We start from the raw sequence: 19518 nt of genomic DNA, 5'->3' as shown, positions 1-19518 counted from the left end.
CCGGCCCGCCGCCCCCTAGCCGGGCGGGCCGGTCGGTCTTTCCGCGCCCTCCGCGCGAATCCAGATCTAGCCTCCTCGGTGAGCCGCCGTTAGCCTGGCGCCACCACAGGGGAGGCCGGGGATGAGCGAAGTCCGGGGTAGTCGTCGCAGCTGGGTCATCGCCCTGCTGGTGCTCGGGGCGGCACTCGTCCTCATCGGAGGCGGGATGATCGCCGGCGTCTTCACCACCCTCCTGCTCTCGAATGGGAACCGTGGGGGCTGCGACGCGGCGGCCGTCGCCGACCAGGTGCTTCCGACCATCGTCACCGTCCACGTGGTGGGCGACGCCGGATCCAGCAATGGCAGCGGGCAGATCATCACCCAGGACGGCTACATCCTGACCAACAACCACGTCATCGCGCCGGCCGCAACGGGCGCGAAGCTCGCCGTGCGGTTCAGCGACGGGCATGAGGTGCCCTCGGCGCTGATCGGCCGGGACCCCAAGACGGACCTCGCCGTGGTGAAGGTCCACGACGACAAGCCCCTCCCCGTCATCGGGACGGGGGACTCCGGCGGGCTCGTGGTCGGCCAGCCGGTCGTGGCCCTCGGCGCCCCGCTCGGACTGTCGAGCACGGTGACCGCGGGCATCGTGAGTGCCCTCGGGCGCACCGTGCCGGTTCCCAGCGACGACGACACCAACGCGGTGCTCGCTGGGGCGATTCAGACCGACGCCTCCATCAACCCGGGCAACTCGGGCGGTGCCCTCGTCGACTGCCGGGGGCGGCTCGTGGGCGTCAACACAGCAATTGCGACGGTGCCGGGGAGCTCAGGTCAGCGAAGCACGGGGAGCGTGGGGATCGGGTTCGCAGTTCCCGAGTCGCTGGCCCTGCCGATCGCCCACGAGTTGATCGAGCACGGCGAGGTGTCGCATCCCAGCGCCGGACTGACCGCCATCCCTATCCCGCCCGCTGTGGCATCGGCGTACGGGATTCCGGACGGGCTCTTAGTGCAGCAGGTCGACCCGAACGGACCCGCCGAGAAAGCCGGTCTGCGCGCCGGCGACGTCATCACCGGAATGAACGGGCAGGCCGCCCGCAGCATCGACGTGCTCACGGCGCTGCAGGTGACTAGCAGCGCGGGCGGCACGGTCGATGTCTCGTACGTCCGCGATGGCCGGGAGCACACCACGAAGGTGACCCTGCAGTAGCGGAGGCCGGGACGGCGGGGCGGCGATCTCCGACAGTGGCCCAAGGATCCGGCGGTAGGGCCGCATCCATCGAGGCACGCGTTCGTGGACCGCTGGCGGCGCAGTGAGGCGGACCGTCAGTGCTGCGCCAGCACTGCGATGACGACGAAGCCGCCTGCGCCGAGCAGGAGGCAGCCGATCACGATCCAGGCGATCACCGAGCGTCGCCTCCGGTTGCGATCGCTGGAAAGGAGCGTGGGGCCGTGACTGCTGTTCATGGAGGTCACGTTAAGCGTCGTCGTCGGCGTCGCGACAGACAGATGGAGCTCAGGAGTGGGAGTCCGGGTCGTACTCCAGCACGATCCCCGAGCGCAGGGTCACGATGCGCGTTCCCGTCCCGGGGTCTGTGTGCTGATCCACCACGGCTCCGCCGTGCACAGGGCGGGTCTCGTCGTGCTCCTCCGGCTGGCCGCCGATCTCGCCGTGCTCCATGCGGGTCCCCTCCCTGCCGGCGACGCGTGCGCAACCATCGTGCCGCACAGTCGACACGTTGGCACTAGCGCAATTACTGCGAAATCGCACAGGGAGTCCCCGCCGATGAGAGTGCCCGGACGGTGTCAGGACAACAGACCACCGAGGATTCCGCCGGCGACACCTGCGCCTACGACCGTGGCCGCACCGTTGGCGCCTCCCCCGGCGCCTGCGTTCATGAACGGCCCCATCGCCCCCACGAAGGCCTGGAGGTTTCTGGTCTGCATCAGCACGGTGCCGGGGCCGGTGAACTCGGCCACGAGCATTTCGCCCGACGTGAAGGAGCGGAACAGGCTCTTGGTGGCCTTCTGGATCCGCACGTTCATCGTCGAGCCCCAAGCCACGACGTGGCCGGTGTCGATCGTGTACCGCTCGCCCGCCTCCAGTCGCTTCTCGTGCAGTGAGCCGAAAGCCGTCAGGAGGAGCAGGCCCTGACCGGAGGCGCGCATCACGAACAGACTGTCGCTACCGAAGAAGCCGGCCATCCCTCCCCACGCGGTGTCGATGTCGAGGGACGGCTCACTCGCCAGGTACGAGGCGGCGGCGATGTTGTACGAGCCCGTGTCGAGCTGCAGGGGGACGATATCGCCGGGGGTCGACGGAGCGAGAGTGAGCTCGCCGGGGCCGGCGGTTGCGGTGAAACGGGACACAAAGGCCGAACGCCCCGCTGCGGACCGCTTGAGTGCGCCGACCAGGCCGCCTTCCAGCTGCGAGGAGAGTTCGACGGAGGACGACATGGAGACCATTGCGCCGGCCTGCGTCGCAACAGTCTGCCCGGGACGGAGGTCGAGGGTGGCCATCGAGAACGCCGGGCGGTAGTCCACCCGGTAGTCGAAGGTCGAGGACTGGCCGGCGTCGGGAAGAACGGAGAAGGTTGACATGGCTGGAGGCTACGGAACCCGGATCCGCTCGACCTGATTGCGGCCATTTCGGTCCCGCCGTCGCGCGAGAGGCACTCGGCGCGGGCCGTCAGCGACGTCGGCGCCCCGGTGTGACAGCCGCTGTGACCACAGCGGCCTTGGCGACAGGAGCGGGTCCCGGTGTGACGGCGCGCCCGACGACAGCGGCCTTGGCCACGGGCGCCCGGACCACGCCGGCTCGCCCTGCGCGTGCGGGGTTCAACATGTCAGACCTCTTTCTTCTCGGCGGCGGCGCCGCCCTCGGGCTCGACCGCGGCGGCGGACGCGGCGGCGGCCTCTTCGAGTGCGGCGGCGAGGACCTGCGTGTGGATGCGCCCGTCGGCGATGAGTTCGGCTCCCGCCGCTCGAGCAGCGATCGCGAAGTCGGCGGCCCACACGTTCTCGTACACCAGCACGCCGGCCACGCTGCCGGGCTCCATCGCTTCGGCGAGGGCGACCACGTCGCTCTCCGCGATCAACGGCACGATTTCCGAGGCGAGGACGTCCGTGCCCTCCGCTTCGTCGAGGTCGGAGAGTTCGAACCCTTCGACCTCACCCTCCACGCTCTTGGCCATGACGATCGAGTCGAGAACCCGGATGATTCCGCTCTCGGTCAATCGATCGATCTCGGCGAGGACCTCCCCGGTGAAGTTCTGGTGTCCAGGGGGAAACTCCAGCACGAGGAAATCCACCGGCCCGGAGACATCACTGATCTGCGCGTCCATTGCGCCCTCCACTTCGTCGTTTCAGCCGGAAGCTAGCACCGCGCGACGCGCACGCGATAGGCACCTCGAAAGCGTGGTGGGAGCATCACGATTCCGCTGGCGATCCGTCTCCTAGGTGTAGGAAGTCGTCCACGAAAGCGAAGAATCACATGAAATCACCCGTGCTTGTGAGCGCCTCCATCGGCCTGATGGTCGCGTCGAGCCTGATCCTGACGGGGTGCGCGGGCTCCGCTCAGCCGAGCAGCCCAGGGACGAGCAGTTCCATTACTGCGCGCGGAGCGAAGCTGGCCGACCCCCTCCAGGCCCTCCGGGACTTGCAGCGCATCTCCGACGACCACGGCGGCAACCGAGCGACCGGCACGCCGGGCGGCACGGCGAGCGGCGACTACATCGTCTCGCAACTGAGGGGGCTCGGTCTTGCGCCGACCGTCGAGGAGTTCACGACCAGCGCGTCGATCACGGGACGCAATATCGTCGTCGACCTCAATGCGGGTAGCGGCGCAGACTCCGTTCTCATCGGCGCGCACTACGACTCCGTGCCGAATGGTCCCGGCATCGTCGACAACGGATCCGGTGTCGCGAACCTGCTCTCTCTCGCCGAGAAGGTGACAACCGAGCATTCCCACCTGTCGCAGACGATCCGGCTCGCGTTCTGGGACGCCGAAGAGACCGGTGTCGAGGGTTCGGTGGCGTACGTCAAAGCACTGACCGAGTCCGAGAGGGCGCGTATCTCCGGTTACGTCAATATCGATATGTCCGCAGGCAAGAACGCCAAGGTTCACGTCTTCGATGGAGACCGCTCGAGTGCCGGCCAGTCGCCCGACGAGGAGAACCTGACGCTCGCTCCGGGGTCCGCCGAGCTGGAAGCGCGACTCAGGTCCTCGTTTCCGGACGGGACACCGTTCCTGGAAGGGTACGAGCAGGCCACTCGCTCCGACGGCCTACCGTTCAACAAGGTGGGCATTGCCGTGACCGGCATCTCGACCGTCGTCGACGAAACGCCCCTCACGACGATCATCTCCTGCTACCACCAGAGCTGTGACGATATCGACAACGTCGACCGGGAGATGCTCCAGCTCACCAACGCAGCGCTTCAACGCTTCGCCGTGACCCTCGCGACCTAGCGCCGAGGTCTTCGTGCCGTAGCGTTGGTGCCGAGCACGGGAGGGGGCCGGATGGGCAGTCCGCAGTCCGAGCGCGCCTCCCGGCCGGACCCGGGCCTCGCCATCCCTCCGGTCCTGGTGGCCCGCTCCGTGCGGGTGCGCCACGACGGCGCAACCGCCTGGACTCCCGACGGTGTGGATGTCGAGGTCGCGCCGGGCGAAGTGCTGCTGGTCCTCGGGCCGAGCGGCTCCGGCAAGTCCAGCCTCGCCCTGACCTTCAATGGTCTGGTGCCGCACGCGGTCCCGGCCGAACTGGACGGCACGGTGACCGTCTGCGGCGTCGAGACCAGGGACGCGAGCGTCGCCGAGCTGAGCAGCCGGGTCGGGATGGTGTTCCAGGATCCCGACGCCCAGCTCGTCACCCGCACGGTGCTCGACGAGGTGTGCTTCGGCCCGGAGAACCTGCTCCTCCCGGCGGCCGAGGTGGAGGCCCGTGCGGAGGAGGCCCTTCGGGCGGTGGGACTGTGGGATCGGCGCGACGACGATCCGGACGTCCTCTCCGGAGGCGGCAAGCAGCGGCTGGCGATCGCCTGCGCCCTCGCCATGGGGTCACCGCTGCTGGTGCTCGACGAGCCCACCTCCAACCTCGACCCGGCGGGAGCGGAGGAGGTGTACCGCCTGCTCGGAGAGCTCACCGCGCCGGGCGCGGCACGCTCGGTCGTGCTGGTGGAGCACAACGTCGACCTGGCGCTGAGCGTGGCGGACACGGTCCTGGTGCTCGACGCCGACGGCAGGCCGTTCGCCCGGGGCCCCGTGCGGGAGGTCGTTCGCGATCGCGCGGCCGAGCTCGAGGAGCTCGGCGTGTGGCTGCCCACCGCGACGTCGGCGGCGTTGCGCCTTCGGCGCGCGGGGGTGCAGATCGACCCCCTCCCGCTCACGGCGGAGGAGTTGGCGGAGGCCCTGACCGCGACCGAGGCGTCGGCCGCCTCAGAGGTCAGCACCCGCGCGTCGCGGCCACCGGTCGCCCCCGTGTCCGGACCGCCGGCGGTCGACATCCGAAATCTGAGCGTCACCCGCGGCGGCCGCCGCATCCTGGACAGTGTCTCACTGCAGGTCGGCCGGGGCGAGTTCGTGGCCGTCGTCGGTCCGAACGGTGCGGGCAAGTCGACCCTCGCGCAGCTGTTGGCGGGAGTCCGGCGTGCGCCGCGCGGCACGGTGGAGGTGCTCGGTCTCGACCCGTCGCGCTCGTCGGCCCGTGCAGTCCGGCAGGCAGTCGGGTTCGTGTTCCAGAATCCCGAGCACCAGTTCGTGACCGACAGTGTGGAGGCCGAGCTCGCGGTGGGGTTGCGGCAGCGACGGCTCCCGACGGAGGAGATCGGCGAGCGGGTCGAGCGGATGCTGAGCCGGCTCGACCTTCAGCCGCAGCGCACCGCGCATCCCTTCCTGCTCTCGGGCGGGCAGAAGCGACGGCTCTCGGTCGGCACAGCCCTCATCGAGGGCGCGCCCGTGCTGGTGCTGGACGAGCCGACCTTCGGACAGGACCATGCCCGAGCGATCGAGCTGCTGGACCTGCTCGCCGGGCTGAACGCGGAGGGCGCCACCGTCGTGGCGGTCACGCACGATCTGGGCCTGATCGCCGAGTATGCGACCCGCATGGTGATCCTCGACGGCGGTCGGGTCGTCGCCCAGGGCGAGACCTCGGCGATCCTCGGCGATCGACGCCTGCTGGAGGCGCATGCGCTCCGGCAGCCTCCCCTCGTGCGGGCGTTCGCCGGGCCGGATGTCCACACCGCGCTGCGCGGGCTCACCCGGCTCGCCGACCTGCCGGGGGCGCTATGACCGCACCGGCGCTCCGCCTCGCCGCGACCCCGCGGGCGTTCCTCTACCGGCTCAACCCGCTGGCCAAAGTCGCGGCGGTCCTGCCGGGCTGGATCGTGCTGCTCGTCGCACGGGGAATCGGCGTCGCGCTGGCGCTCGCGGTGGGTGCCGTCGTGCTGCTGCTCGTCGGCGCGCGCCCGCGGGGAGGCGCGCTCGTGCTCCTCCTGGTCGGTCTCCCCTTCGGCGTCCTCGTCATGTCCGCGGGGTTCGCACTCTGGGCTCCCGCCGGCGCAGGCGCCCTCACCACCGGTCTCACGACGGGACTGCGGTTGGGGGCGCTGCTCGCCCTCGGGCTGGTCGGCGGCCTCACCACCAGCGGACCCGATCTCGCGCGGTCGCTCACCGCACAGCTGCGCATCCCGTACCGGTTCAGCCAGACGGCCGTCGCGGCGTTCCGGTTCGTGCCCCGGTCCGCGGCGGAGCTCGCGCTCATCCGGCAGGCGCTGCGGGTGCGGGGGCTGTATCCGGGTAGGGGGCCGGTCGCTGCGGTGCGGCGGGCGCTCGCGACGGTGGTGCCTCTGCTCGTGTCCAGCATCCGGCACGCGGAACGCGTCGCCCTGGCGATGGAGTCCCGTGCGTTCGGCGCGCATCCGCAGCGGACCGAGCGTCATCCGGTGGAATGGCGCGCGATCGATATGGCTTTCGTGCTGGCGGGATGGGCGGCGACGGCAGCCGTGCTGACGCTGCTCTGAGCCGAATTCACCATCGAATTGCGGAATACACCCCCCAGGTGGGGGTGATTTGGGCATTCCCAGGGTGAATCGAGGGTGAAAAACGACCGCTCGGGTACGCGATACCGCCACACTCTGTGTGAATCCCGATAGCGGTCGTGTTCCCGCGCGCCCGCCCCGTTCTGCCCGAAGGACACCGTTTTGCTTACCCGTTTGCGTTCCCTTCTTCTTCCCTCCCGCGGCCGTCACAGCCGCCGCACGCTTCGCGCCCCGGCGAGTGTCGCGACCGGGGTCGTGCTCGCCCTGATCGGCGCCCTCGCGATCGGAGCCCCGGCGGCCAGTGCCGACGACCTCGGCTCCGGCGTCCTGAACCTGTCGAAGACGGCGAACGTCACCGAGGTGGAGCCCGGGCAGAGCTTCCTCTACACGATCAACTACGGCTGCTCCTCCACCACCACCGGGTGCGTGAATGCGGTGCTGACCGACCCGGTCCCGGCGCCGCTGCAGATCGTCGGGAAGCCGAACGTCGTGGGCGCGGGCAGCGTCACCACGACGGTGAACGGCAACACGGTGACGGTCGCCTTCGCCGACAGCGTGCCGAACACCGTCCCGGCCAGCACGGGTCTTGCGGCGGGCACCACCGGCTCGGTGCAGATCCAGGTGACGATGCCGGCGGATGTCGACAAGAGCCTCGACGGCGTCCAGCTGACGAACACGGCCACGTTCCAGGCGACCAATGCCACCACGGTCAGCGGCGCGGTCCCGGTCACCGTGCACGTCCCTGACGTGATCCAGGCGAGCGTCTCGAAGACCTGGACCCCTGGGTCGACGCAGTACAACCCGGGCGAGACCTCGCAGGTCGCGCTGACGGTGAAGAACACCTCGAACATCCCGGCCACCAGCCTGACGATCGCCGAGCCCGCCGACCCCGCGGCGGCCGGCAGTACGTTCTCGTACTACGACCTCGCCGGCTTCGGCGCCGTGACGTTCCCCGAGGGCGCCGATCAGGTGCAGGTCATCGCGCTCACCGCCGGCGGTTCCGTCGACGGCCCCGTCGGCGCGACGCCCCAGCTGCCCGCCGGTGTGCGGGCGGGCGACGTGACCGGCCTGCAGTTCGTGTTCTCCTCCAGCACCGGTGACACCATCGTTGCGGGAGGCGCGGCCGGTTCCGTGGCCCTCACCCTCGCGCAGCGCGCGTCCGACCGGAACACGGCTGCGAGCCTGGTGACCGGCGGCACCCGCACGAACCAGGTGGGCGCGACGGTCAGCACGCCCAACGGCGACGGCCAGGCGCCGCCCGCCTCCGCGCAGCAGGTGGTGGCGCCGCTCACCGTGAGCGTCGCCGCCGGCAAGTCGTTCCTCGACCACCAGATCCCGGCGGGCGAGTCCTCCGTCGGAACCCTCGTCGCGCGCAACACCTCCACCGGCCCGCTCACCAGCCTGACCGTGCGCGAGCCCGGCACCGGCGGGTTCTTCACCGACAAGGTCACCTTCGGCGGCTTCACGACGGGAGCGGCCTGGCCGCAGGGCGCCACCGGCGCGACCGTGCAGTGGTTCGTCAACACCGGAGCGGCACCGGCCGACTCGGCCTTCGACGCCGCCTCCGGCCTCCCCGCCGCTCCCACTCTCGCCGGCGGCCAGTACCTGACCGGCTTCCAGATCGTCTACACCGGCACCATCGCGACCGGTGCGTCCGCCACCATCCCCTTCACGGTGAACACCACGACGGATGCGGGCCCGACGGGCTCCGGCTTCGTCACCTACCCGAACACCGTCACCGTCACCGGCGCCAACCCGGCCGGCACGGCGTCGGACGATGCCACGGCGAACCTCGACGTGTACTTCCCCGAGGTGAAGCTGACCCTCGACAAGACCGTCACCCCAAGCACGGTCATCCCCGGCGGCACCAGCCTGGTGCAGCTGTCCGCCCAGACGCCGAGCGGCACCAGCTCCGTGCGGCCGAACACCATCGTCGTCAGCGAGCCGCAGGACACCGCGAACGCGCCGTACTGGAACGCCTTCGACGCCACCTCCATCGCTCCGACGGCCGTGCCGTCGGGGTCGACCCTGACGATCGAGTACACCACCGACGGCACCACCTGGAAGACGCTGACCGTCGTGGATGCGACCGCAGCCTCCAAGACCTACTCTGCAGTGCTCGACAGCGTGCTGCCGTCCGGCACCACCCACTCCGACCTCCTCGGGCTGCGGTTCACCTTCACGGACAGCGACGGCTTCGGTCAGGCCACCAACGTCAAGCCGGCGATCGGCTTCACCGCCCGCGGCACGCTGCGCAGCGGCGGGCCGACGAACCCCGGCGCGTACCCGGCCATCACGAACTACCAGAACTGCGCGCAGAGCGGGGCCACCGGCGTCGTCGCGGGCAGCACCACCGTGACCAGCCAGCCCGCTGTCGACTGTGCAACGGTCGGTGTGCAGGCCACCCAGGGCGGCCCCGGGTCGCTGCTCGCCTCCAAGAGCTGGGACGGCACGAAGGTGCTGCAGGCCCAGTCCGGCACCACGACCGGCGTGACGCTCGGCTGGGGCACCCAGGTCAGCGGGATGCAGTCGATGACCATCCAGGACCCGGCCGTGCCGAGCCCCGTCGACGGCAGCGTCTTCCAGGCCTTCGACCTGGCCCGCATCGACGCGATCACTCCGACCGTGACACAGGGCGCCGCCTTCGACCCGCTCATCCGCTGGGACAAGGTCTCGAAGGTGGAGCTGTTCGACGGCACCCAGTGGAACGACATCACCTCGGAGGCCTGCGCCTCGGCGAACGCCTGCGACGGCATCTTCCCCGGCTACACGCTGACGGCGGCTGAGCGCGCCTCGACCCAGGGCGTGCGCCTGACGGTGATCGAGAGCCCGAACCGGGCCGCGCGCATCCAGTCGACCGGCGACCCCACCGCACCGGCGGTCGGCAGCGGCGTCGCGAGCGTGAGCGCGAGCACCCAGCCGGGCGGCCGCACCATGCACCTCGACCTGACCATCCGCAACAGCGTGCGCGGCAGCACCACGACCGACTGGGTCACCGGCACGCGCACGTACAACCTGGCAGGCTCGCCCGGTGCCGTGGACAACACCGTCCGGGTCGGAGCGCAGCCGTTCAGCGGTGCGCCCACCACTCGCGACGCCGATGACCACGTCACGATCGTCGACCCGACCTTCACCACCAAGGTGACGAAGACGGCATCGCCGCAGACGCTGGTGATCCCGCAGCCCGACGTTCCGGCGGCGGACTACCCGACGACGACGTACACGACCTCGGCGCTGAACACCTCGAACAGCAGCACCTGGCAGTTGCGGCTGTCCGACCCGGCGGAGTGCACCAACGCCACCAGCTCGGCTCCGTGCGCATTCGCGCCGTACGACGCCACAGGCAACCCCTTCGAGCAGCTCACCCTGACGAAGATCGTCGTCGACCTGAGCCAGGCTCCCGGCGTGCAGACCTCGCAGAGCAGCGTCTCGCTGCTGCACCGCGCCGCCGATGGAACCGAGACCACGGAGACCCTCACCGTCGCAGACGCCATGGCCCTCACGCCGGCCCAGCTCGCCGATGTCGTCGGCGTCAGCTCCCTGTTCCGGGGCACGAACGCTCAGGGCACGGACGGCACTGGCGGCACCATTGCGCCGCAGCAGAAGGTCGTCCTCACGCTGACCGCTCAGCTCCGGAAGACGACGCGCACCGGAGGGGCGACTCCCGTCCCCGGCACGATCGACAACATCGCCCACGCGACGCTGCACGACGACGTCTACCCCGGCGTGCAGGCTGCCGACCAGCAGGGCACGACGCTGACCCTGCAGAACGGCAACCTCCAGGTCACCACGGCCAAGTCGTTCAACCCGACGAGCACGCTGCAGGCCAAGCCGGCCGATCCCATCCAGGTATTCCTGCGCGCACGGTCGACCGGCACGCTCGCACCGAAGGTGCTCGTGATCCAGGATGCGGCGGACACCTTCTGGAACGCCTTCACCCTGAAGTCGTTCACCCTCCCCAACACGCCGACAGGCGCCGACCGGGTGCAGGTGGATGCCCGCACCGGCTGGGGCGCGTCCGCCCAGTGGCAGTCCGGCACGCCCACGGTGATCGCCTCCGCCGCCCTCCCCGCAGGGGTCACGGCGAGCGATGTGACGGGACTCCGGTTCACCTACACGCGCGCTGACGGCGCCTCGTTCGCCGCCTCGGACAACCTCGACGACGTGCAGCTGAACCTCTCGCTGCGCACCGCCCTCCGCGATGGGAGCGGACCGGTCACCTCGACCGCCGTCGCGCAGCCGATGCCGGGTGAGACCGCAGCAGGGACCATCTCCGACACGGTGACCGCCGACGCCTCGTACAACGATGTCGTCGCCCCGCAGGCCACGGCCACCGCGACCTTCGGCGTGGACCCCGGGACGGCCAAGCTGGCCGTCGAGAAGACCAGCCCCGGACAGGCGGCCTCTGGCCGCGAGGTCAACTGGACGCTCCGTTTCAAGAACACCGGAACGGGCATCCTCCCGAACCCGGTCGTGACCGACACCCTGCCGGCCGACGGCTCACTCCTGTTCGTTCCCACGAACGTCCCGACCTACAGCACCTCCACCGGCGGGACGCTGCCGGTCGACGGCGCGACGATCGTCCGCAGCTACGACGCGGCCTCACGGACCATCCGGTTCGCCTGGCCCGCCGGGTCGCAGCTCGCACCGGGTGAGACGTACAGCATCACCATCGGGCTGCAGATCAAGCCGGGTCTCGCACCCTCCTCGACCGCGCTCAACTCCTTCGGGGTCACGACGGACCGTCAGCTCACCTCCGCCGACTGCACCGCTCTCAACTCGGGCAACGGCCGGCCGGTGACCTTCGCCGCGAACACGTGCTCCACCTCCAACGTCGTGACGACCCTCTCGCAGGGATCGTTCACCGCCGCCAAGGGCGTGAAGTCGTCGACCGGTCTGGCGCAGAACGTGGTCAACCCGGCCTTGCCCTGCACCGCGGACACGGACGGCTACTACCGCTACCCCTGTGCGGCCGTCAGCGCGATCGGCGCGACCGACGACTGGAAGCTCGACATGGTGAACGGCGGGAACGTCGCGGCCAAGACGCTGACGGCAGTCGATGTGTTCCCGTACCCGGGTGACACCGGCGTGGTGGACTCGTCGCCGCGCGGCTCCGTCTACACGCCGCGGTTCAACGGCGACCTCACCTTCCTCCCGTCCGCGGATGCCGCGGGCGCGACGATGACCTGGTACGTCACCACCGCTGCCGCGCCCTGCGCCGACGACATCACGCCCGGCAAGGCCTGCGCCGCGGGATCGTGGCTGCCGTCGAGCCAGGTCGGCTCGACCATCCAGGCAGCGGATGTGACCGGCGTGAAGATGGTGTTCGACTTCACCGGGACCGCCACCGGCACTCTCGCGGCCGGCGCCGCGGTGAAGGTGACCTACACCAGCACCAACGTCCCGACCACGACCGCGAACGACCACCGTGCCCCGGTCGACGCGCCCGTCACCGGCGTGCGCGCCTGGAACTCGTTCGGCTTCTACCCGACCTACGTGTCGGGCTCCCAGCCGGCCGGGCCGCAGGAGCCGATCAAGGCGGGCGTCATCCTCACCGGAGGCCCGCTGCAGATCACCAAGACGGTCACCGGGGCGGCGGCGCAGTACGCGCCGACCAGCTTCCAGGCCGACGTGACCTGCACCGTCGCCGGCGCGACCGTCGCCCTCGGCGCGAACGCCTCGGTGACCCTCGGTGCGGCCAACCAGTACACCGCCCGGATCGACGGCATCCCGACCGGCGCCCAATGCGCGGTCGTGGAGCACGGCGCCGACGGCTCGTACGGCGAGGCGAGCCGCAGCGTGACCCCTGGCACCGTGACGATCGCGGCGGCGGACGCCACCGCGCCCGTGCCGGACGCGCAGAAGGTCGCGATCGTCAACGACTACCCGACCACGGATCTCGTCGTCAGCAAGCACGTCGACACCGCGGCGACGGCGGGCTCCTTCGGTCCCTTCGGCGTCGGGGTGGTCTGCACCGCGCCGCTCGGCCAGAGCATCCCGCTCGCCGCCGGTGACGCCGCGTTCACGCTGCAGGACGGCGACTCGCACACCATCGCCGGTCTGCCGGCGCACGCGAAGTGCGTCGTGACCGAGACCGATCCGGATGGCGCGGCCGCCGCTCCCAACCACGTCGCCTTCTCGATCGACGGCGCGGCTGCGACCGACGGCTCGCAGGCGACGGTGACCCTCGGCGCCGGCGCGCAGCCGACCACCGCCGAGATCGTCAACCACTACGCGGCCGGCGCGCTCGCGATCACCAAGATCGTCGACGGCGACGCGGCGGCGAACTACGGCGACGGCCCGTTCACGGTGCACGTCACCTGCGTCTACGACGGTGACCAGACGCTGTTCGACGGCGATCTGAGCATCGTCGGCGGCCAGACGCTGACCGTCCCGGGCCTCTACCCCGCGGGCACCGAATGCTCGGTGGTGGAGACCACGAACGGCGGCGCGACCGGCAGCACGGTGGACACGCCGACCGTCACCATCCCTGGTGCGGCCGACGGCTCGGTCCCGACCGTGACGGTGAGCGTGACCAACACGTTCTCCGCCGGAAGCGTCAGCATCGTCAAGGAGCGCACCGGAGACGGCGTCGCCCGCTACGGCGCCGGCCCCTTCACCGCGCAGCTCGTCTGCACCTGGCAGAAGGACGGCCAGACGCTGACCATCCCGCTGCCCGACGGGGGTGTCGTCACGCTGGATGACGCCAACGGCTACTCCGCGACGGTCACCGGGCTCATCCAGGGCGCGCACTGCGACACGACGGAGACCGCCACCGGCGGCGCGACTGCCGTGACGATCGCTCCGGCCGCCGGCGTGACGGTCCCGGCCGGCGCTCCCGCGCAGGTGACGATCACCAACGCATTCGACACCGGCTCATTGGTCATCGACAAGAAGCGGATCGGCGACGGCGTCACGAAGTTCGGCGCAGGTCCGTTCACGATGCAGGTCACCTGCACCTACGACGTGGATGGCGTGGTCACCCCGATCACGCTGGCCGATGACGGCACGCTGACCCTCTCGAAGGACAACGGCTACACCGCCACCATCGACGGCCTGATCGTCGGCGCATCCTGTGCCGTCGAGGAGACCGACGCCGGACTGGCGACGGCGACCACCATGGACCCGGCGGACGGCACCGTGACGATCGGAGCCGCATCGGCGGCGACGGTCACCGTGACCAACCGCTTCGACGTGGGCCACCTGCGCATCGCGAAGTCCGCGGACCGCTCCACGGCGGCCGTCGGCGACACGATCGTCTACACGATCACCGTCACCAACGACGGTCAGATCGACGCGAAGGACGTCGGAGTGACCGACCTGCTGCCCGGCGGGCTCCGCGTGGTCAGCACGACGCCGAACGCGACGACGACGAGCGCCGGACTGCACTGGGTGATCCCCGGTATCGCGAAGGGAGCGTCGGCGAGCATCCGCGTCGTCGCCACGCTGATCGCGCCGCAGGACACGACCAACAGGGCCACCCTGGACGCGCTCGACGGTCCGTGGGACCCGTCGACGGGCGACGGTCAGTGCGGTGACGCTGCCACGGCGTGCGCCACGGTCACCGACCCCGGCGTGCACGGGCTGGCGAGCACCGGAAGCGACCTGCTCGGTTCGCTCGCCTGGGCGATGACCGCGCTGGCGGCGCTGATCGCCGGCGCCGGCCTCCTGCTGCTGCGGCGGCGGCCACGACTCCGGAAGCGATGAACCAGACGGGATCTGGTTGGCGACCGGCCGAAGGAGAGTCTGGGTAAGCCTCTCCGTCGAGCGGCGGGGAGGACGGGAACCTCCCCGCCGCACCCTTTTTCGCGTCGATTCTCCGGACCGGCGTCATGATCCGGGTCGAAGGGACTCTCTTAAGCGGGTCGCCCCGGACGCTGCCCGCTGATCCCGGCGAATTCGGCCCGCCGATCGGCGGCGCCGTCGGAGGCGGTCGCGGTGGGCCGGGTTTTCCCGGCCCGGCTCACCGCAACAGTCGGTCGTCGCCTCAGGGGAGAGTGACCGGGACGTCCGACAGGACGCCGTGCCGGGTGCCGCTCAGGTAGAGGGCGCCGATGCGGTGGTCTCCTGCCGTCCATCCGTACGTGCGTGCGGCGTCGCCCGCCGCGTCGAGCGTGAATGAGAACGGCGTCGACGCGCCATCGGCCCACACCTGCACCGTCGCGCCGGGGAGGCCGTGCACGGTGAGCGCGACCGTCCCCGGCGATCCGGTGGCCGTCACTGTCGGCACGAGCGCTGTGCCCTCCAGCGGGGTGGAGGCGACGGAGGCGTTGCCCAGCACGTCGGTCTGCTCCGCGGTCAGCGCGTAGGACGGGCTGATGGCGATGAGCTCGGGCGAGACCCAGGCGCCACCGGCGTCCGCGGCCACGGTGGCGACGATCGTCCCGTGGTCGAGAAGGCGGACCGTCGCGCCCGGCTCGGCCGTCCCGGAGAGGATGGGCGCGAGGCGGGCGGCGTCGGCGCCGGTCCCAGTGTCTGCTGCGACGATCACCGGGGGTGCGGCGGTGCGGTCGATCGTGACCGACACCACCGCAGGCGTCGAGGTGCCGCCGTCCGTCGTCTGCGTGACCCGGAGGTCCCAGGGACCGTCGCTCAGAGAGGCGAGATCCGCAGTGAGCGACCAGGTCCCGTCCGGCCCCACGGTGGCCGTCCCGAGGGAGGCCGGCCCTGCGAGGGGCGCGAGACGCGCCGAGGATGCGGATGCCGCGGGCTGCACGGGAGAGCCGGCGGGCACCGCGGCGATGCCGATGGCCGCGCCCGGAGCACCCGTTCCGGCGAGTGGCAGTGCGGATGCGGCGGTGCGCCAGCCCGGAGCGACGGCCGTGCTCACCACGGGTGCGGCCGGTGCGGCAGGGGGCGTCACCGGCGTCGACGGCGTGGACGGCGTGGACGGCGGTGCCGCCGGGTTCGAGGGGGAGGAGGGCGCGACGACCGGCGCAGGCGGCGCATCCTTCCCCTGTGCGTCGGTGTCACCGGGCTGCTCGGGCTCGTCGGGCTGGTGCGGCTGCGCCTGCGGGGCGGGAGGCGCCGGCTGCTCCGCGACGGGAGGCTGCTCACCCGGCGCGGAGTCCGGATCGGAAGCGGCCGGTGGCGCCTCCGCCGGTGCCGCTCCGGAGCTCGCCCCGGCGTCACCGTGTCCGCCCGACCCGCCGAACACTTGGGGACCGAGCACCACCGCTGCGGCCACCCCGGCCGCGACGAGCACGCCCGCGACGGCGATGCCGCCCGCAGACGATCCCTTGCCGGCGTTGCGGGCCCCTCGGCCCGGTCGTATCGTCACCGCCGCAGGCGGCGTCCCGGATCCGGTTGCGCTCGCGGCCCCTGCCGCCGCCGTCGCGGCGACCCCCTGGCGCACCGTGGCCGCGTAGGCGGCAGCGCCGGAAATGCCCAGCAGCAGCGGAAGCAGCACCAGCGTCAGCCGCGCGCCCACGTTCCGGGCCTCCACCGCGACGATGCTGCACTTCGTGCACTCCGCGAGGTGCCGCTCGAGGCGTGCGGTGTCCCGCCGGCCGAGCCCGCCGCGGCTGTACGAGCCCAGCCGTTCCGTCGTCCAGCGGTGCTCGGAGCCCTCCGGGCTCGACGAGATGTGCGCCTGGATCCATGCCTGACGGAGGCCCTCCCTGGCGCGGTAGGCGAGCGCGGCCGTGCCGTTCGCGGTCAGGCCGAGCAACGGTGCGACCGCGGCCGGCGTCATCCCCTCGACCTCGCAGTACCAGAGCACCTCCTGCCACCGCTCCGGGAGGGAGCGGAAGGCGCGCGCCGTGAGCGAGCGGTCCAGCGCATCCATGCTGGCGGCCTCCGTCGATGCGGGGTCCTCGATCGTCGTCGCGTCTTCGATCGGCAGCTCCTTGCGCGAGCCTCCCCAGGCCGCGGCGACGTTGCGGATGGTCGTGAACAGGTAGGGCCGGAAGCCGGTCCGCGGCCCGTTCCCGTCGCGCACCGCCTTCAGGACGCGCGCGTACGCCTCCGCGACCACGTCGTCCGGGTCCTCGGTGCTGAACGACCGCGCGACCGTCCGCCCGGCGGAGGCGTGTCGTCTCCACAGCTCCGCGAACGCCTCGTCGTCGCCGGCGCGGGCGGACTCGACCAGTTCGGTGTCGGAGCGTTCGGCCGTCGGCTCGTCAGCCGCCGCGTCGTCGTACGTCACCTCGTCCTGCCTCATCTCGTCCCCCTCACCGATGGTCGGTCGGCGGAGTCGGCGCGTGTCCGGGTCACGCACCACCTGAGAGATCGGAAATGCCCGCATTCATGACGCGACTCCAGTTGTCTTCTTCGCGTCCGGCGGGGAACGGTGGAGGTCACCGCTCCGCGAGAAGGAGCGGGACCAGCCCATCGCTGTGGAGGCGGCCCTCCTCGTCCAGGGGGATGGCGTTGCGTGCGCACTGCTCGAGCAGCTCGCTGTCGGAGAGACCGCAGAGCGCGCCGATCTCGGCCAGGGCGATCCAGCCGGACTGGCCGCGGGTCCGCACGGACTCGGGTCTCACGCCGAGTTCGCGCGCCAGCACCGCAGCCGGGTAGCCGGCCTTCAGCAGGCCGGCGATGACCTGCCGGGTGAGCAGGTACGCCGCGCGGCGCTGGCCGCCGATCGCCTCCTGCTCCTCCTGGTGGGCGGCGTGCAGCACGGCCGCCAGCTCGTCGGGCAGGGCTCGGGGGCGGATGCCGACGGTGCGGATGGGGAGAGGGCTTCGGCGGTGGCCGATCGGGATGCTCTCGTCGAGGGTCATGTCGTCCTCGCGGGGAGGGGGCGGGCAGCGGAAGGTTCCCTCGGAACGCTACGGCCCCGATGCACCCTCGTGGGCGGATTTCACCCTCGGATCACCCTGAGAACGGCCACCGGCCCCGTCAGTCCCGCTCGACCAGCAGGTGGCGGGACAGTGCGACGGCGATGGCGTCTTCGCGATTGTTCACGCCCAGCTTGCGGTACACGCCGCGCAACTGCGTCTTCACGGTGTTCGTCGACACGACGAGCGCCGCCGCGATCTCTGACGCCGACCCGGTCCGCAGCAGCTCGGTCAGCACGGCGACCTCGCGGTCGGTGAGCAGGAGTTCCGGCTCAGCGGTGGGAAGCAGCGGGCGCACGGGGATCTCGCGGAGCAAACGGCCGTAGCCGGCGGCCTCCAGCGCGTGGGAGACGCGTTCCAGGTCGTCGCCGGGGAGCAGGGCGAGCGCCAGCCGCTGCTCGGTGCGGGACAGGAGGGCGCCCAGCTGCTCCACGACCCCGCGCGTGCGGGACGTGGGAGCGAGGCGCAGCAGCACCGCCGCTTCGAGGGAGGCAGCTTCGGCAGCGGTCCGGGCGGTGAGGGGCTTCCCCGTGGCGGCCTTCAACTCGGTGAGGGCGGAGCCGTTCCTGCCGAGCGAGAGATGCACGCGGGCCCGGGCGATGTGACGGTCGGGACCGACAGCGGTGTCGCGCTCCACGATCGCGGCGGCGGCGTCGGGGTTGCCGAGGGCCAGCTGCAGGATCGCCCTGATCGGCGCGAGCTGGTTGCGCGCTGCCGCCGAGCGCGCCTCGCCGGCGCGCATGGCCGCGTACGCCTCCAGGCCGGCCAGCGCGTCGCCGGGCCGGCCGTCGACCAGCTGCGCCAGCGCCTCCACGTGCGCTTCGGTGATCCAGTGCTCGATCGTCCGCCGGTCGTGCTCCATCGCGGACAGGTGGGCTCGTGCCTCCGCCGGCTCGAACCGCTCCAGCGCCAGGATGGCTTCGGCCAGGCGGTAGAAGGTGCCGGTGTACATCCGTCGCTGGCGGTCCGTCCAGGGTCCGGTGCGGGCGTACTCGACGTGGGCACGCGCCTCCGGGAGGTCGCCCTGCAGCGCGTGGATGCCCGCCATCATGGCGAGGTTGCCGAAACCGGGGGAGGGTGGCGTGGTGGGCGTCGCCGCCAGACCCTTCGCGAAGGTCTCCATCGCGCCATCCACGTCGCCGGCGTAGTAGAGGGAGATGCCGAGTTGCGCGTACACCCGCGGAAGCTCGCTGACCTCGTCCCTCTGCTCATCCGTGAGCCGGTCCAGTTGCGAGACCGCGGCACGGGCCGGTCCGACCGCCAGGCCGACGCGGCCGATCAGGCGATACGCGCTGGCCTCGGCCGAGCGGATGAGGACGCGGTCCACGGGGTCGAGCGTCAGGTTCCGTGGCGTTCGGGCGGCCCGGACGGCGATGACGAAGTACCGGAGCGCCCGCATCCGGTGAAAGCCGAGGGAGTTGTACGTCAGGCCCAGGAGCAGGGCGAGCAGCGGATGCGCGCGAAGCTCCGGCACCGGGATGCGCTCCAGGAGGAGGCGCGCAACCTCGCCGTGCTCGCTGATGACGTGGAACCAGCCCTCGCGGACCGCCGTGGTCGCCCCATCCCAGTCGGCCCGCTCCACCGCCGCCTGCAGCTTCGCGATCGCCTCCCGGCCTGTGGCCGAGCGCTGTGCGCTCACCGCGTCGTCGTGGACAGCTTCGTCGTCCAATTCATCCTCCTGACTCCATCTTTGCGCCTCGTGGAGCAGGCAGGATCCGTGTTCGCG

12 protein-coding genes are annotated in these 19518 nt (G+C 71.3%); 5 read left to right on the top strand and 7 right to left on the bottom strand.

The window, feature by feature from the left end:
- Window positions 1-121 precede the first annotated feature (121 nt).
- On the top strand, window positions 122-1186 hold the full coding sequence (locus tag SB754_RS15260) for a S1C family serine protease (protein WP_410783159.1): 1065 nt from the start codon (window positions 122-124) through the stop codon (window positions 1184-1186).
- 116 nt (window positions 1187-1302) lie between these two features.
- Here the strand turns inward: SB754_RS15260 and SB754_RS15255 are convergent, their stop codons facing one another.
- From SB754_RS15255 to SB754_RS15240, 4 genes are all read right to left on the bottom strand, one after another.
- Window positions 1303-1443 (bottom strand): hypothetical protein, encoded by a 141-nt coding sequence (locus SB754_RS15255; protein ID WP_410783158.1) that lies wholly within the window; start codon window positions 1441-1443, stop codon window positions 1303-1305.
- A gap of 49 nt (window positions 1444-1492) precedes the next feature.
- Window positions 1493-1657 carry a hypothetical protein gene (locus tag SB754_RS15250; RefSeq protein WP_410783157.1) on the bottom strand — a complete coding sequence of 55 codons (165 nt, stop codon included), beginning with the start codon at window positions 1655-1657 and terminating at the stop codon, window positions 1493-1495.
- Between the two features lie 125 nt (window positions 1658-1782).
- The gene (locus SB754_RS15245) at window positions 1783-2577 is read right to left on the bottom strand and encodes a TIGR00266 family protein (RefSeq protein ID WP_410783156.1); all 795 of its coding nucleotides are present in this window, start codon (window positions 2575-2577) and stop codon (window positions 1783-1785) included.
- Between the two features lie 245 nt (window positions 2578-2822).
- Window positions 2823-3320, bottom strand: coding sequence for a DUF6325 family protein (locus tag SB754_RS15240; protein WP_410783155.1), 498 nt, complete (start codon window positions 3318-3320; stop codon window positions 2823-2825).
- Between the two features lie 149 nt (window positions 3321-3469).
- Between SB754_RS15240 and SB754_RS15235 the strand changes: the two genes are divergently transcribed.
- From SB754_RS15235 to SB754_RS15220, 4 genes are all read left to right on the top strand, one after another.
- Complete coding sequence (locus SB754_RS15235) at window positions 3470-4444, top strand: M20/M25/M40 family metallo-hydrolase (RefSeq protein ID WP_410783154.1); 975 nt, start codon at window positions 3470-3472, stop codon at window positions 4442-4444.
- A 51-nt stretch (window positions 4445-4495) separates the two neighbouring features.
- A complete protein-coding gene (locus SB754_RS15230; RefSeq protein ID WP_410783153.1) occupies window positions 4496-6262 on the top strand; it encodes an ABC transporter ATP-binding protein in 1767 nt (588 codons plus the stop codon).
- Window positions 6259-6993, top strand: a complete 735-nt coding sequence (locus tag SB754_RS15225; RefSeq protein WP_410783152.1) for an energy-coupling factor transporter transmembrane component T — start codon at window positions 6259-6261, stop codon at window positions 6991-6993. The genes SB754_RS15230 and SB754_RS15225 overlap by 4 nt, the downstream gene beginning before the upstream one ends.
- Window positions 6994-7185: 192 nt before the next feature.
- Window positions 7186-14718: a DUF5979 domain-containing protein gene (locus SB754_RS15220; protein ID WP_410783151.1), complete on the top strand. Its 7533-nt coding sequence runs from the start codon at window positions 7186-7188 to the stop codon at window positions 14716-14718.
- 280 nt (window positions 14719-14998) lie between these two features.
- On the opposite strand, the gene SB754_RS15215 is transcribed toward SB754_RS15220, so the two are convergent.
- From SB754_RS15215 to SB754_RS15205, 3 genes are all read right to left on the bottom strand, one after another.
- The gene (locus SB754_RS15215) at window positions 14999-17173 is read right to left on the bottom strand and encodes a sigma-70 family RNA polymerase sigma factor (protein ID WP_410783150.1); all 2175 of its coding nucleotides are present in this window, start codon (window positions 17171-17173) and stop codon (window positions 14999-15001) included.
- 136 nt (window positions 17174-17309) lie between these two features.
- The gene (locus SB754_RS15210; RefSeq protein ID WP_410783149.1) at window positions 17310-17735 is read right to left on the bottom strand and encodes a hypothetical protein; all 426 of its coding nucleotides are present in this window, start codon (window positions 17733-17735) and stop codon (window positions 17310-17312) included.
- Window positions 17736-17853: 118 nt separating this feature from the next.
- A complete protein-coding gene (locus tag SB754_RS15205; RefSeq protein WP_410783148.1) occupies window positions 17854-19461 on the bottom strand; it encodes a LuxR C-terminal-related transcriptional regulator in 1608 nt (535 codons plus the stop codon).
- Window positions 19462-19518: the final 57 nt, after the last annotated feature.

It is taken from the genome of Leifsonia sp. SIMBA_070, from assembly GCF_046534635.1.
GTDB lineage: Bacteria > Actinomycetota > Actinomycetes > Actinomycetales > Microbacteriaceae > Leifsonia.
This window is presented reverse-complemented; position numbering and strand designations above follow the sequence as displayed.

Coding starts and splice junctions, on each gene's coding strand:
- SB754_RS15260 (WP_410783159.1), top strand. CDS start 122: ATGAGCGAAGTCCGGGGTAGTCGTCGCAGCTGGGTCATCGCCCTGCTG.
- SB754_RS15225 (WP_410783152.1), top strand. CDS start 6,259: ATGACCGCACCGGCGCTCCGCCTCGCCGCGACCCCGCGGGCGTTCCTC.
- SB754_RS15245 (WP_410783156.1), bottom strand. CDS start 2,577: ATGTCAACCTTCTCCGTTCTTCCCGACGCCGGCCAGTCCTCGACCTTC.
- SB754_RS15210 (WP_410783149.1), bottom strand. CDS start 17,735: ATGACCCTCGACGAGAGCATCCCGATCGGCCACCGCCGAAGCCCTCTC.
- SB754_RS15230 (WP_410783153.1), top strand. CDS start 4,496: ATGGGCAGTCCGCAGTCCGAGCGCGCCTCCCGGCCGGACCCGGGCCTC.
- SB754_RS15255 (WP_410783158.1), bottom strand. CDS start 1,443: ATGAACAGCAGTCACGGCCCCACGCTCCTTTCCAGCGATCGCAACCGG.
- SB754_RS15235 (WP_410783154.1), top strand. CDS start 3,470: ATGAAATCACCCGTGCTTGTGAGCGCCTCCATCGGCCTGATGGTCGCG.
- SB754_RS15250 (WP_410783157.1), bottom strand. CDS start 1,657: ATGGAGCACGGCGAGATCGGCGGCCAGCCGGAGGAGCACGACGAGACC.
- SB754_RS15215 (WP_410783150.1), bottom strand. CDS start 17,173: ATGAGGCAGGACGAGGTGACGTACGACGACGCGGCGGCTGACGAGCCG.
- SB754_RS15240 (WP_410783155.1), bottom strand. CDS start 3,320: ATGGACGCGCAGATCAGTGATGTCTCCGGGCCGGTGGATTTCCTCGTG.